The 13,315-nt window shown below is 66.0% G+C and carries 11 protein-coding genes, 1 tRNA gene and 1 pseudogene; 6 read left to right on the top strand and 7 right to left on the bottom strand.

What is annotated here, in order from left to right:
- The 3 genes and pseudogenes from AC5JJ6_RS18035 to AC5JJ6_RS18045 form a co-directional block, all read right to left on the bottom strand.
- The coding region (locus tag AC5JJ6_RS18035; protein WP_496043392.1) for an SDR family NAD(P)-dependent oxidoreductase at nt 1-325 on the bottom strand (325 nt) is incomplete at its 3' end.
- 387 nt (nt 326-712) lie between these two features.
- Nucleotides 713-970, bottom strand: a pseudogene (locus AC5JJ6_RS18040) (DUF6920 family protein); the annotation flags it as partial.
- Between the two features lie 174 nt (nt 971-1,144).
- Nucleotides 1,145-1,218, bottom strand: a tRNA-Gln gene (locus tag AC5JJ6_RS18045).
- 224 nt (nt 1,219-1,442) lie between these two features.
- Between AC5JJ6_RS18045 and AC5JJ6_RS18050 the strand changes: the two genes are divergently transcribed.
- From AC5JJ6_RS18050 to AC5JJ6_RS18060, 3 genes are read left to right on the top strand one after another with little or no spacing between them, the layout of a single operon-like run.
- Complete coding sequence (locus tag AC5JJ6_RS18050; protein WP_496043382.1) at nt 1,443-2,468, top strand: Ppx/GppA phosphatase family protein; 1,026 nt, start codon at nt 1,443-1,445, stop codon at nt 2,466-2,468.
- Between the two features lie 49 nt (nt 2,469-2,517).
- Nucleotides 2,518-3,255: an RlmE family RNA methyltransferase gene (locus AC5JJ6_RS18055; protein ID WP_496043383.1), complete on the top strand. Its 738-nt coding sequence runs from the start codon at nt 2,518-2,520 to the stop codon at nt 3,253-3,255.
- 7 nt (nt 3,256-3,262) lie between these two features.
- Nucleotides 3,263-4,402: a cysteine desulfurase family protein gene (locus AC5JJ6_RS18060; protein WP_496043384.1), complete on the top strand. Its 1,140-nt coding sequence runs from the start codon at nt 3,263-3,265 to the stop codon at nt 4,400-4,402.
- Here AC5JJ6_RS18060 and AC5JJ6_RS18065 read toward each other — a convergent pair.
- Nucleotides 4,387-5,307, bottom strand: a complete 921-nt coding sequence (locus AC5JJ6_RS18065) for a LysR family transcriptional regulator (protein WP_496043385.1) — start codon at nt 5,305-5,307, stop codon at nt 4,387-4,389. The genes AC5JJ6_RS18060 and AC5JJ6_RS18065 overlap by 16 nt on opposite strands.
- Nucleotides 5,308-5,545: 238 nt before the next feature.
- On the opposite strand from AC5JJ6_RS18065, the gene AC5JJ6_RS18070 reads away from it, so the two are divergent.
- From AC5JJ6_RS18070 to AC5JJ6_RS18080, 3 genes are all read left to right on the top strand, one after another.
- Entirely contained in the window at nt 5,546-6,745 is a 1,200-nt protein-coding gene (locus AC5JJ6_RS18070; RefSeq protein ID WP_496043386.1) for a urate hydroxylase PuuD, read from the top strand.
- Nucleotides 6,746-6,799: 54 nt separating this feature from the next.
- Nucleotides 6,800-8,110: a guanine deaminase gene (gene guaD, locus AC5JJ6_RS18075; RefSeq protein ID WP_496043387.1), complete on the top strand. Its 1,311-nt coding sequence runs from the start codon at nt 6,800-6,802 to the stop codon at nt 8,108-8,110.
- Between the two features lie 198 nt (nt 8,111-8,308).
- Nucleotides 8,309-9,490 carry a GAF domain-containing sensor histidine kinase gene (locus tag AC5JJ6_RS18080; protein ID WP_496043388.1) on the top strand — a complete coding sequence of 394 codons (1,182 nt, stop codon included), beginning with the start codon at nt 8,309-8,311 and terminating at the stop codon, nt 9,488-9,490.
- Here AC5JJ6_RS18080 and AC5JJ6_RS18085 read toward each other — a convergent pair.
- Genes AC5JJ6_RS18085 through AC5JJ6_RS18095 form a run of 3 tightly spaced genes read right to left on the bottom strand, consistent with a single transcriptional unit; the run spans nt 9,479 to nt 13,127 of the window.
- Complete coding sequence (locus AC5JJ6_RS18085; protein ID WP_496043389.1) at nt 9,479-10,273, bottom strand: ATP-binding cassette domain-containing protein; 795 nt, start codon at nt 10,271-10,273, stop codon at nt 9,479-9,481. The two genes, AC5JJ6_RS18080 and AC5JJ6_RS18085, sit on opposite strands and share 12 nt — an antisense overlap.
- Nucleotides 10,270-12,183, bottom strand: a complete 1,914-nt coding sequence (locus tag AC5JJ6_RS18090) for a dipeptide/oligopeptide/nickel ABC transporter permease/ATP-binding protein (RefSeq protein WP_496043390.1) — start codon at nt 12,181-12,183, stop codon at nt 10,270-10,272. The genes AC5JJ6_RS18085 and AC5JJ6_RS18090 overlap by 4 nt, the downstream gene beginning before the upstream one ends.
- Nucleotides 12,180-13,127 (bottom strand): ABC transporter permease, encoded by a 948-nt coding sequence (locus tag AC5JJ6_RS18095; RefSeq protein ID WP_496043391.1) that lies wholly within the window; start codon nt 13,125-13,127, stop codon nt 12,180-12,182. Before AC5JJ6_RS18095 ends, AC5JJ6_RS18090 begins: the two co-directional genes overlap by 4 nt.
- Nucleotides 13,128-13,315: the final 188 nt, after the last annotated feature.

A 13,315-nucleotide genomic window follows, 5' to 3' on the forward strand; every position in this document is an offset into this window, starting at 1 on the left:
ACTGCTCGTGGATTGCCTCCTCGGTGCTGTCCGCAAACGATACCGCCCTGGCCATGCCGGCATTCGGAACGACGATATCGACGTTGCCGAAGCGCCCGATCGTTTCCTTCACAAGTCTTCCCAGGTCGTCCGCCCTGGCTACATCGCCGGCAACAGCGAGAACATCGTCCGGCGCGGCGGCACGGACCGCCTCCAGTCCCTCCCGGTCACGGGCAAAGACAGCGAGGCGGGCCCCCGCAGCCAGGTAACAATCCGCGATCGCTCGGCCAATTCCGCTGCTGGCACCGGTGATGACGGCAACTTTTCCCTCAAGTGCTCTCGACATTGCAGGTTCCTGTTACTGAGCAGGTATTCGTATTTCGGTAAATCGCTGAGGGAAGTCATAGCAGATGATCCCAACGGCGATTTGACACTGGTCAATCGATCGGACGAATACGCGAACGAACGGCTTGTCATGCTTCACGGGCAGGAACTTAAAGTATTCCCGGCCGATCCGTTGTCTTCTGGCCAGATGGAACTGCCGGATTCGGAAGGCGGATGAGTTGAGAACTGCTGGAAACCGGATCTTCAGGAATTTTCACAGAAAACCCTGAAAATAAGAGGAATAGAACTAAATTCTTATATTTTAAGATTCATCATCGAGAGTGCGATAAAATCTGCTGATAAACTTAAATAGTTTATTATTTCAATATTATTTATTATAAAGCCAGTACTATATTATGTAGTTGCTCTGGGCTTTTGCCCGATAGTATGGGTGCCGGACAGACCAGTCAGGAACCGAGGCTTCGGCGACCTCCCGCGTGCCGCGCTGGCCTTTCAAGGGCACCAGCGAAGCGACCGAGGCTTCCGATGCACCGGCGCCATCGACATAGCTGTCGCAAATACGGGCAGGAAGGAAGGCAGCCACCTGAACGTTCGCATTCCAGATATAGTTGGGCGGGTTGCCGGAAAACTGCTGGTTCGTGCTGAACTGCCGCCAGCCCGATAGTAGGCGGCGATGCCGACGATGTGGCGAACTGCGCGCCGGTCGTTGTCGTCGCCGGACTGCTCAGTTGCTGGAAACTCGCACGCGCAAAACTGGCTCCCGTGCTTACTTGACGCGAGTCGACCGTTCGGAAGAGCTTGGGTAAGTGCTGAGCTGAGATGGTTGGGGGACTAGGATTCGAACCTAGGCTGGCGGAGTCAGAGTCCGCTGTCCTACCACTAGACGATCCCCCATCAAGCTGTCGCTGCACCGTATTTTGTGCCGCTCCGTGCTCGGGAGCCGCCTTATAGCAAAGGGTTGCCGGAGTGGAAAGCCCTTTCTGAAGATTTTTTTGCACTCATCCATCGGTCGGGTGCCCCATCGGCTAAAGGCATCCTTTCATCCCTGGGGTGGCTTAGGTTACCATTCCATGTCCGGGACAACCCTTCGGTTGTTCGGTCGGACTTTCGAGGGCGATGTGAACATCGAATTGGGGATCGATCGGCGGGGGACGGCAGCGGGCATGCGCCCGGCTTCGTACATGCGTCCGGTGTTCGCCGCCCTCGACCTCGGGACCAACAATTGCCGGCTGCTGGTTGCGCGTCCGCAGATGGGAGGCGGGTTCCGGGTCATCGATGCGTTTTCCAGGATCGTGCGGCTGGGGGAGGGCGTCAGCCGGTCGCGCCGGCTGTCGGATGCCGCCATGGAGCGGTCGGTCGCGGCATTGCGAATCTGCGCCGCCAAGCTGGAGCGGCGCGGCGTCACCGCCGTCCGGGCGGTCGCGACCGAGGCCTGCCGCCGGGCGGAGAACTGCGACGAGTTCATCGATCTGGTGGAGCGGGAAACCGGCATCGCGCTGGACATCATCTCGACCCACGAGGAAGCCCGGCTGGCGCTGGCGGGATGCGCTCCACTGCTCGACCCCGCCGTGCGCGGCGCGCTGGTGTTCGACATCGGCGGCGGATCGACCGAGCTGATGTGGCTGGAATTGGGGGCAGGCGGCCGGACCCGGATGATCGACCAGATCTCGGTGCCGCAAGGCGTAGTCGGGTTGACCGAGTCCTATGGCGGCGACCGGGTTTCGGCCGCGACATATGTCCGGATGGTCGACGAGATCTCGGCGGCACTGGCCGCTTTCGAGGCGCGGAACGGCATCCAGCGGGCGGTGGAGCGGGGCGAGGTCCAGATGCTCGGAACCTCGGGCACGGTCACGACGCTGGCGGGGATTCACTTAGGGCTGCAACGGTACGAGCGGTCCATCGTCGATGGCAGCTACCTTCAGATCGACCACGCGCGGGCCGTCAGCCGGCGCCTGCTGGAACTGGATTTCGCCGGGCGTGCGGCATACCCCTGTATCGGGCGGGAGCGCGCCGATCTGGTGGTCGCGGGCTGCGCCGTGCTGGAGGCGATCTGCGATACCTGGCCGGTAACGCGGCTGCGGATCGCGGACAGGGGGTTGCGGGAAGGCATCCTGGTGGATTTGATCGCCGCCAACGGGGTATGAACGGCGAATTGCCGCGCGAAAACGGCCAGCTATTGCTATATCAGACATTATGACCAGCAAATCATCCGGACCGAACACCCCAAGCGGCCGTAACTTCGGCGTGCGCGTCAAAACAGCCAAGAAGCGCTCGCTGTCGTCCACGCTCTGGCTTCAGCGCCAGCTCAACGATCCCTATGTCGTGGAGGCGCAGAAGCGCGGCTATCGCAGCCGGGCTGCCTTCAAGCTGCTCCAGCTGGACGACAAGTTCAAGCTGCTGGCGCCGGGCAAGCGGGTGGTCGATCTGGGGGCCGCTCCCGGCGGCTGGACGCAGGTCGCGGTCGAGCGGGTCAAGCCGCAGGCGGGCAAGGGGAAGGTCGTCGGGCTGGACATCCTGGAGATGGAGCCGGTGGAGGGCGCCATCACCTTCCAGTGCGACTTCAATGACGACGACGCGCCGGACCGGCTGCGCGAGGCGCTGGACGGGCCGGCGGATATCGTGCTGAGCGACATGGCGGCGCCGGCGACCGGGCATCCCCAGACCGACCACATCCGGATCATGGGACTGGCGGAGCTGGCCTACGACTTCGCGGCGCAGGTGCTGTCCCCCGGCGGGGCGTTCATCGCCAAGGTGTTCCAGGGCGGTACCGAACGCGAGCTGCTGGACCGGCTGAAGAAGGACTTCGCCTCGGTCAAGCATGCCAAGCCGCCGGCAAGCCGGGCGGACTCGGCGGAAACCTATGTGGTGGCGGTCGGGTTCCGGGGCGGTTCGCCGGAGACGGGCCGTAGGGTCGAGGCCGACGAGGAGTAAGGTGCCGGTGAGCGGCGGCGCTGCGGACGAGCCGATATATCTCGACCACATGGCGTCCACGCCGCTCGATCCCGCGGTGCTGGAGGAAATGCTGCCGTGGATGACGGCAGCGGGCGCCGGCAATCCGCACGCCGCCGGGCATCGGCGGGGCTGGCGGGCTGCCGAGGCGATCGAACGGGCGCGCGGTGACGTCGCTGCCCTGATCGGCGCGAGACCGGGGGAAATCCTGTTCACGTCGGGCGCTACCGAAGCCAATGCGCTGGCGCTGCTGGGCGGCGTGCCGGAGAGATGGCCCGTCCTGTGCTCCGCCGTCGAGCATCCCAGCGTGCTGGCCTGCGTCGGAGAACTGGCGCGGCGCGGGCATGCGACGAAGGTGTTGCCGGTCGATGGAACGGGCAGGGTCGATCCGGATGCGGTGCGGATCGACGGGCCGGCGCTGGTTTCCGTGATGGCGGCGAACAACGAGGTCGGGACGTTCCAGCCGGTCGGCGAACTGGCGGGGCGCTGCCGCGAGCGGGGCGGACTGTTCCACACCGACGCGGTCCAGGCGCTTTCCACCGTCACGGTCGATGTTGCGGCGATGGGTATCGATCTGGCCAGCCTGTCCGGGCACAAGCTGTACGGACCGATGGGAATCGGCGCGCTGTTTGTGAGGCAGGGCGTGGCCGTGCGGCCGCTGCTGTTCGGCGGCGGCCAGCAGGGCGGCCGGCGGCCGGGGACCTTGCCGACGGCGCTGTGCGTCGGGCTGGGCGCTGCGTGCCGGATCGCGCGCGAGCGCGGGGCTGCCGATGCGGCGCGGCTTCGGGACTTGCGGGAACGGCTGTTCACTGTTTTGGCCGCCGGCGTGCCGGGCTTGAGGCGGAACAGTCCTTCAGCCGAGGGCATGGGGCTGGCGGGATGCCTGCATGTCGCAATGCCTGGGCTGGATGCGGCGGACCGGCTGCTCGACTTGCCTGAACTGGCGCTCTCGACGGGCTCCGCATGCAGCAGCGGGGAGGGCGGGCCGTCGCACGTGCTGCTCGCGATGGGCCGGTCGGCGGAGGATGCCTTCGGCAGCGTCCGGATCGGGCTGGGACGGTTCACCACCGCGGAAGAAGTGGACCGGGCCGGAGCACTTCTGGTCGAAGCGCTTCAGCGTGGGTCATAGGCGAGGGCTTCGCTGAGGGTGGCTCGGGTTTCCGTGACGACGAAGTCGGCGAAGGCGCGGGCCTTGGCGGGCAGCAGGTTGCGGTGCGGATAGAGGACCGCAAGGACTGCCGGTTCGGGCGGGTAGGCCGGCAGGACGATCTTCAGCGCGCCGCTCTTCAGGTGATCCGCTATCTCCCATACCGGTTTCATCGCGATGCCGTGGCCGGCCAGCAGCCAGTCGGTCAGCACGTCGCCGTAGTCGGCGTCGAAGCTGCCGGTGACGGAGATCTTGGCGGGACCGTCCGGCGTGGTCAGTGTCCACTGGTATTGCTGGGAGCCGGGGAAGCGCAGCAGCAGGCAGTTATGGGCCTGAAGGTCTTCCGGCTGCTCCGGCTCGCCGGCGGCTTCCAGGTAGGATGGCGTGGCGCAGAGGACGCGGGGGCAGTCGGCGATCTTGCGCACGACGAAGGTGCTGTCGCGCAGCACGGCCATGCGGATCGCGACGTCTACCGCCTCGTGCAGCAGGTCGATCAGGTGGTCCGACAATCGCAGGCGGACATCGACCATGGGGAAGGCTTCGCGGAACTTCGGGATCATCGGTCCCAGGACGCGGCGGCCGAATCCCAGCGGGGCCGTGACGCGCAGGCTGCCCGACGGGACGCCGCTGGCCGATGCGAGATTGGTCTGGGCGCGCTCCACCGCGTCCAGTACTTCCAGGCTGTCGCGGTAGAAGATATGGCCGTGCTCGGTCGGCTGAAGCTGGCGCGTCGTCCGGTTGAGCAGACGGACGCCCAAATGTTGCTCCAACTGCTGAATTCTATGGCTGACCACCGCCGGGGACATGCGAAGACTGCGCCCCGCCGCCGAGAGATTTCCCATTTCGACGACGCGGACGAAGGTTCGCATGTTTTCGAGCAGTGACAAATCCGTTACCCTTCCCTGTGCCGCCCAGTCATCGTCCGGCGGGGGTTGTCCGGCTCCGGAGCTTGCGCCCGGTTCTTCGCCGGGTTACCCGATCTTACCGGTTTATTTGAAGGTCCTGCCGAACGCCCCCGCTTCCCGGTCGGCACGGACATGTCTACCAATTCAGTCAACACGGCATCGCCTGGGTATCCAAGCCCCCGATACGGCGCGAGCCACAGTGAACAGTGGAGAGGACGAGATGGAAACCATCGTTTGGGAGTGGGTCAATTTCATGCTGCGGTGGCTCCATGTCATCACGGCGATAGCCTGGATCGGATCGTCCTTCTATTTCGTCCATCTCGACGCCAGCCTGAAGAAGCGCGAGCGGCTGCCCAAGGGAACCAGCGGCGAGGCGTGGCAGATCCATGGCGGCGGCTTCTACCACATGGTCAAGTATAACGTGGCCCCCGCCGAAATGCCCGATGAACTGACCTGGTTCAAATGGGAGGCCTATGCGACCTGGATCAGCGGCTTCTTCCTGCTGGTCGTCCTGTACTACCGGGGCGCCGATCTGTTCATGATCGACCAGGGCGTGATGGAGTTGAGCCAGTGGCAGGCGGTGGCGATCAGCGTCGTGTCGCTGGTGCTGGGCTGGGTCGTCTACGACAGGCTGTGCAAGTCGCCCGTGGGCAGGAACGACACGGGGCTGGCTGTGGCGGGACTGGCGATGCTGGTGCTGGCGGCCTGGAGCTTCTCGGAAGTGTTCAGCGGACGCGGCGCGATGCTTCAGGTCGGTGCGCTGATCGGGACGATGATGGCGGCCAACGTCGCGATGATCATCATCCCGAACCAGAAGAAGGTCGTCGCCGACCTGCTGGCCGGCAAGGAACCGGACCCGGCTCTGGGCAAGGAAGCCAAGCAGCGGTCGCTGCACAACAACTACCTGACTCTGCCGGTGCTGTTCCTGATGATCAGCAACCACTATCCGCTGGCGTTCGGCACCGGACATATTCCGGCGATCGTAGCATTGGTGCTGGTGGTCGGCGCCACCATCCGGCACTTCTTCAACAGCCGCCATGCCGGCAAGCCGACGCCGTGGTGGACCTGGGGCGTCGCCGTGGCCGGCGTCGCCGGCATCATCTGGCTGAGCGCGCTGGGTCCCAACGCGGATGCAGTCGCCAGCACCGCCCATGCGGCGGAGCCGGTCGATTTCGCCCAGGTGGAGGAGGTCGTGATTTCCCGGTGCAGCATGTGCCATGCCGAAACTCCGGGTTGGGAGGGGCTGGCGACCGCCCCCAAGGGCGTCCGGCTGGAAACGCCGGAGGAAATTACGCGCCATGCCGGGGAAATCAGGATGCAGGCGGTGTTCTCCAACGCGATGCCGCCGGGCAACATCACCATGATCACGCCGGAAGAGCGGCGGGTGCTGGCGGCCTGGACCGCCGGGGTCGCCAAATGAACAGGGCCAAGTGAACTGGAAAGAAGTGAGCAGGGGATAAGAGGGATGCGGGATATGGTTGGATCGGATGTGAAGGCGATCCGGGGACGGCTGCTGAGCTTCGTTTCGGAACCGGCGGGACCAGGCGACCGGAGCAGCTACAGCTATATCGAGGACGGCATCGTCGTGGTGCGGGACGGCCGCATCGAGGCGGTAGGCGAGGCGTCCGAACTGCTGGCCGGCCTGCCGCCGGGGACGCCGGTGGACCATCATCCCGACGGCCTGATCGCTCCCGGTTTCATCGACACCCATATCCACTTCCCGCAGACGCAGGAGATCGCGTCCTATGGCGCGCAATTGCTGGAATGGCTGAACAAGTACACCTTCGTCGAGGAACAGCGCTTCGCCGATGCCGGCCACGCCGAGCGCAACGCCGTCTTCTTCATGGACGAGCTGCTGCGGAACGGCACGACGACGGCCGTCGTCTATGCCACGGTCCACCCCGGATCGGTCGAGGCCTTCTTCGCGGAATCGGAGCGGCGCGGCACTGGGATGATCGCGGGCAAGGTCATGATGGACCGCAACGCCCCGCCGGGGCTTCGCGATACGGCGCAAGGCGGATACGACGAGAGCCGGGCGCTGATCGGGCGCTGGCACGGCAAGGGGCGGCAGCGCTACGCCGTGACGCCGCGCTTCGCCATCACCTCGACCGAGGAGCAGCTGGAGGCGGCGGGCGCGCTGAACCGGGAAAACCCCGGCGTCTACATGCAGACGCACCTGTCGGAGAACCTGCGCGAGATCGAGACGGTGCGGCAGCTCTTCCCCGACGCGCGCCACTACACGGATGTCTATGACCGCTACGGATTGCTGGGCGAGCGGTCGCTGTTCGGCCATTGCATCCATCTGGAGGACGACGAGGTCAGGCGGCTGTCGGAGAGCAAGTCGGTCGCGGTGTTCTGCCCAACGTCCAACCTGTTCATCGGCAGCGGGCTGTTCGACCTGAAGCGGCTGAGCGGCGGGACCGATCCGGTGCGGGTGTCGCTGGCGACCGATGTCGGCGGCGGCACCAGCTATTCCATGCTGCGGACCGCCGCCGAAGGCTACAAGGTGCTGCAACTGGGCGGGCAGAACCTGCCGGCGCTGTCGGCCTTCCACATGATGACGCGCGGCAATGCGCTGGCGCTGGGGATGGGCGGGAGCATCGGGACGATCGAGCCGGGCTGTTTCGCCGATCTGGTAGTGCTGGATGCAAAGGCGACGCCTGCGATGGCGCACCGGATGGAGACGATCGAGGGCGACCTTGATGAAGAGTTGTTCGTCCTGATGACGCTGGGCGACGACCGGGCGGTCAGGGAAACCTACGTGCAGGGCCGGGCGTCGAAGTAGCGGCCAAGCCGCACTTCAAGCGCCGGCGTCCGCCGACAGATACCTAGAATATCATATAGCCACGAAGCAAGTCATATGCCCGGTAACATGTTGGTATAGTTGGCTTCCTAGTCTTGCATCGACGGCCTCGCCCGCGCTAGTTTTACCTTTTGCCGACGGCATTCGCTCGGTCGCGTTGCTGTTGGCGGGGAGCCGGCGTTGAAGGATGACCTTGCTGACGACTTGGCGGCCATTGTCAATATCGACGCCGTGCCGACAATGCTTGAAGTCGTCTGCCATACCACGGGGCTGGGATTCGCGGCGGTGGCGCGGGTAACGGAGGACCGATGGATCGCCTGCGCGGTCCGGGACGAGATCTCGTTCGGCCTCCGGCCCGGCGGCGAACTCCAGGTCGATACGACCATCTGCGACGAAATTCGCGACAGCGGCCAGCCCATCGTCATTGACCACGTGGCGGAGGACGAGGCCTATTGCGGCCATCCGACTCCACGGATGTACGGTTTCCAAAGCTATATCTCGATGCCGATCTACCGGCCGGACAGGCGGTTCTTCGGGACCCTGTGCGCGATCGACCCGAGGCCGGCCCGCCTCAATACGCCGGAGACGGTCGGCATGTTCAAGCTGTTCGCCGATCTGATCGGCTTTCACCTGGACGTTCAGGAGCGACTGAGGGCCAGCGAAAAGGCCCTGCTCGACGAGCGGGAGACGGCTCAACTGCGGGAGCAGTTCATCGCAGTGCTCGGGCACGATCTGCGCAACCCGCTGGCCTCGATAGACGCTGGCGCCAAGCTGCTGCGGAAGACTCCGCTCAGCCAGAAGGCGGTGCGGATCGTGGATCTCATCGAGAAAAGCGCGTCCCGGATGGCCGGGCTGATCGACAACGTGCTCGACTTCGCGCGCGGCCGCCTGGGCGGCGGCCTTTCGGTGACCAGAACGGTCGATCCGGATCTGGAGGCGATGCTGGAGCAGACGGTTGCCGAGATGCGGGCGGTCTGGCCTGACCGCATCGTTCAGAGCCGTATCGCCTTGAACAAACCCGTGGCCTGCGACAGCGGACGCATCGCGCAGTTGCTGTCCAACCTGCTCGCGAACGCATTCACCCATGGCGATCCCGGCGGAGCCGTGCGGGTCGAGGCGGTGAGCGGCGCGGACGGTCTCGAAATTTCCGTGGCCAACAGCGGTGCCCCGATCCCGGCAAGCATCCTGGGCAACCTGTTCCAGCCGTTCTCCCGTGCGTCTGCCCGCGCCGGTCAGGAGGGATTGGGCCTTGGGCTGTATATCGCATCCGAGATCGCGCATGCCCATGGCGGTTCGCTGACCGTCGACTCGTCGATAGAGGAAACGCGCTTCACCTTCCGGATGCCGCCGTCAGGGGAGTGAGGAGCCGGCCCATCCGCCCGGCACGCTCGCCAGCAATGTCTTCGTATACGGGTGCCGGGGCTGGCTGAACAGGGTGGCGCGGGAGGCCTGCTCGACGATCTCGCCGTTCCGCATCACGGCGACGGTATCGCACAGGGTCTCGACAACGGCCAGATCGTGGCTGATGAAGACGTAGGCGAGGCCGAATTCCTGCTGGAGCTTTTTCAGCAGCAGCAGGATCTGCGCCTGGATCGAGACGTCCAGGGCCGAGACGGGTTCATCGAGTACGATCAGGCGCGGCTTGGCCGCCAGCGCGCGGGCGATGCCGATCCGCTGGGCCTGCCCGCCGGAAAACTCGTGGGGGTAGCGGTCGAGGAACTCGGGGCGGAGATGGACCAGCGCCATCAGCTCCTCGACGCGCTCGCGCCGGCGGCTCCTCGTCAGGCCGAGGAGGTGGTTCAGCGGGTCTTCGAGGATGCGGCGGATGGTCTTGCGCGGGTTGAGCGCGCTTGAGGCGTCCTGAAAGACGAACTGGACCTGCCGGTGGAAGTCGAGGGAGCGCCGCTTCGCTACCGCATGGCCCTCCATCCGGATCGTGCCGCTGTCGGGCGTTTCCAGGCCGACCAGCATGCGGGCGAGGGTCGATTTGCCGGAGCCGGACTCGCCGACGATACCGAGCGTTTCACCGGGACGCACGGCGATGCTGACGCCCCGGACGGCTTGGACCGGCTGGCGCTTGGTGAACCAGCCGCCTCCGCCGAAGCTCTTGTGCAGGTCGGCGGCTTCCAGCAGCGCGTCGGTCATGGTTCGAAAGCCCTGATGCAGCGGGACGAGCGGCCGGGGCCGAGATCCTCGAGCGGGATCGAGCCGATCCGGCACCGGTCGATCACCCGGTCGCAGCGGTCGGCGAAATGGCAGCCCGGCGGCAGCCGGTTGACGGCGGGCGGGAGACCGGGGATGGCGTCGAGGGCGCGTTCCGGCTGGCCCAGGACGGGGACGCAGGCCATCAGGCGGCGGGTATAGGGATGACGGGGGTCGCGCAGTACTTCTTCGGTGCGGCCGGTCTCCACGATGCGGCCGGCATACATGACCATGACGCGGTCGCACAGTTCCGATACCACGCCGAAGTCGTGGGTGATGAACAGCAGCGCCGTGTCGCGCTCGCGGCGGAGGTCCTGAAGCAGCTTGAGCACTTCCGCCTGGATCGTCACGTCGAGCGCCGTCGTCGGTTCGTCGGCGATGATGATGTCGGGATCGTTGGCAAGCGCCATGGCGATGCCGATGCGCTGGCGCTGACCGCCGGAGAGTTCGTGCGGATAGGCGGAAGCGCGCTCGCGCGCATCGGGGATGCGGACGCGGTCCATCAGGCCGATGGCGCGGGTCAGGGCTTCCGCATGGGTGACGCCCTGGTGACGGGTAATGGTCTCGGCGATCTGCTCGCCCACGGTCATCAGCGGGTTGAGGGTGCCGAGCGGGTCCTGGAAGATGAAGGCGATGCGGTTGCCGCGCAGCTCCTGAAGCTTGGGCAGCGGCAGGCCCAGGAGTTCCTGATCCCGGTAAAGGATGCTGCCGCCGACGATGACGCCGGGAGGAGTGGGCACGAGGCCGAGCAGCGACAGGGCGGTCACCGATTTGCCGGAGCCGGACTCGCCGACGATGCCCAGGCACTCGCCGGGACGAAGGTCGAAGCTGACGTCGTCCACCGCCTTGTAGCGCTCCTCGTCGAGGAGGAAGTGGGTCCGGAGGTTGCGGACGCTGAGGATCGCGTCCGGGACTGCGGGTTCGCCGGTCTGCTGCCGGATGGCGTCGGGGGCGACGGCGGTCGCGGGGCCGGGGCGGACAAGCCCGCCGGACGCCAAGCGGGGATCGACGAGGTCGCGGATGCCGTCGCCGACGAGGTTGATGCCGATCACGACCAGCAGGATCACCATGCCGGGGACCAGTGCGATGTGCGGGGCCACCAGCAGGAGGCTGCGGCCTTCGCCCAGCATGGAGCCGAGATCGGCCTGGGGCGGCTGGGCGCCGAGGCCGAGGAAGCTCAGGCCGGCAGTTTCCAGGATCATCCAGCCGAGCGTGGTGGAGAAGGTGATGACGATGACCGGCAGCAGGTTCGGCAGGATTTCGCCGGTCAGGATCGTCAGGCTGCCCTGGCCGCTGAGGCGCGCGGCGGCGACGTAGTCGCGCCGCTTCAACCCGACGGTGACTCCGCGCACGGCGCGGGCGAAGAACGGGATGTTGACGATGGAGATCGCGAACAGGGCGTTGAGTAGTCCCGGACCCAGGGCGGCGACGATGGCGAGCGCCAGCAGCAGGTAGGGAAACGCCATCAGCATGTCGATCGCCCGCATCAGCACGCCGTCGATCCATCGGCCGCAGAAGCCGGCGACGATGCCGATGGTCGAGCCGATGACCGCCGCAGTGATCGCGGCGACCAAGCCGACGGCAAGGCTGACGCGGGTTCCCCAGACGATGCGCGAAAGCAGGTCGCGGCCGAGCTGATCGGCCCCCAGCAGGTGTCCGGCGCTGAACATGGGAGCCAGCCGGTTGCCCAAGTCGGTGGCGTTCGGATCGGGCAGGGGTAGCAGCGGAGCGGCGAGCGCCAGCAATGCCACGGCCGCCAGGATCAAGCCGCCGGCGACGGCGAGCTGGTTGCGGCCGAAGCGCGCCCAGGTGCCGGGCCGGGCAGCGGGAAGAGTGGTGGTGGTCGCCGTCATGTGCCGATCCTCGGGTCCAGCATGTGCTGGATCAGGTCCGCCGCCAGATTGATCAGGACGTAGCAGGCCGCGACCACCAGCACGCCGCCCTGGACCAGCAGGATGTCGCGGGTCGAGATCGCGGTGACCAGCATCCTGCCGATGCCCGGCCACTGGAAGACCGTCTCGATATAAACGGCCCCGCCGAGTACGAAACCGGTCTGGATGCCGATGATCGGCACGATGTTGACGAGAGCGTTGCGGAGCGCGTGGCGGAGGATCACCGTCCTCTCGGTCAGGCCCTTGGCTCTGGCCGTGCGCACGAAGTCCTGCCGCAATACTTCCAGCATGGTCGAACGGGTCAGGCGAGCGATGACGCCGGTTGCCACCACGGCGAGGGTGACGGCAGGCAGCGCCAGATGGTGCAGCAGATCGGTCAACCCGCCGCCGCCGTAGATCGCGTACATGCCGCTGACCGGGAACCAGCGCAGCCCGACCGAGAAGATCAGGACAAGGATCAAGCCCAGCCAGAACGACGGAGTGGACAATCCTACGAGGACGGCCAGTGTCAGCGCCTTGTCCTGCCAGCCGTACTGGCGCACCGCGGAGACGACGCCTGCCGCCAGCCCCAGGATCGTGCACAGGATCAGCGAGGCTCCCGCCAGCAGCAGCGTCGGGCCGAGGCGCTCGATCACCTCATCCAGCACGGGCCGATTGAGGCTGTAGGAGCGCCCGAAATCACCCTGGAGCAGGTTGCCGAGCCAGACGGCGTATTGCTCGACCAGCGGACGGTCGAGGCCGAGGTCCTGGCGCAGTTGCGCCGTGTTCTCGGGCGTCGCGAAGCTCCCCAGGATGGCGAGTGCCGGGTCGCCGGGGATCATCGCCATGATCAGGAAGACGATCACGGAGATACCGAGCAGGACGGGGACGATCATCGCCAGACGGCGGAGCGCGTAGGACAGCATCGCTCAGCTCTCCGTCATTGGGCAGCCTTGGAGACGTGGGCGAGGTTGAGCAGGAAGGAGGGCTGGAGTTCGAAGCCCTGCACGCGCTCGGTCGTGACGGCGTTCTGCTTCCAGTTGGCGACGAAGGCCCAGGGGGCATCCTCGCGGACGATGCGCTGGACTTGGCGATAGAGTTCGGCGCGGGCGTC

It is taken from the genome of Skermanella sp., from assembly GCF_059503625.1.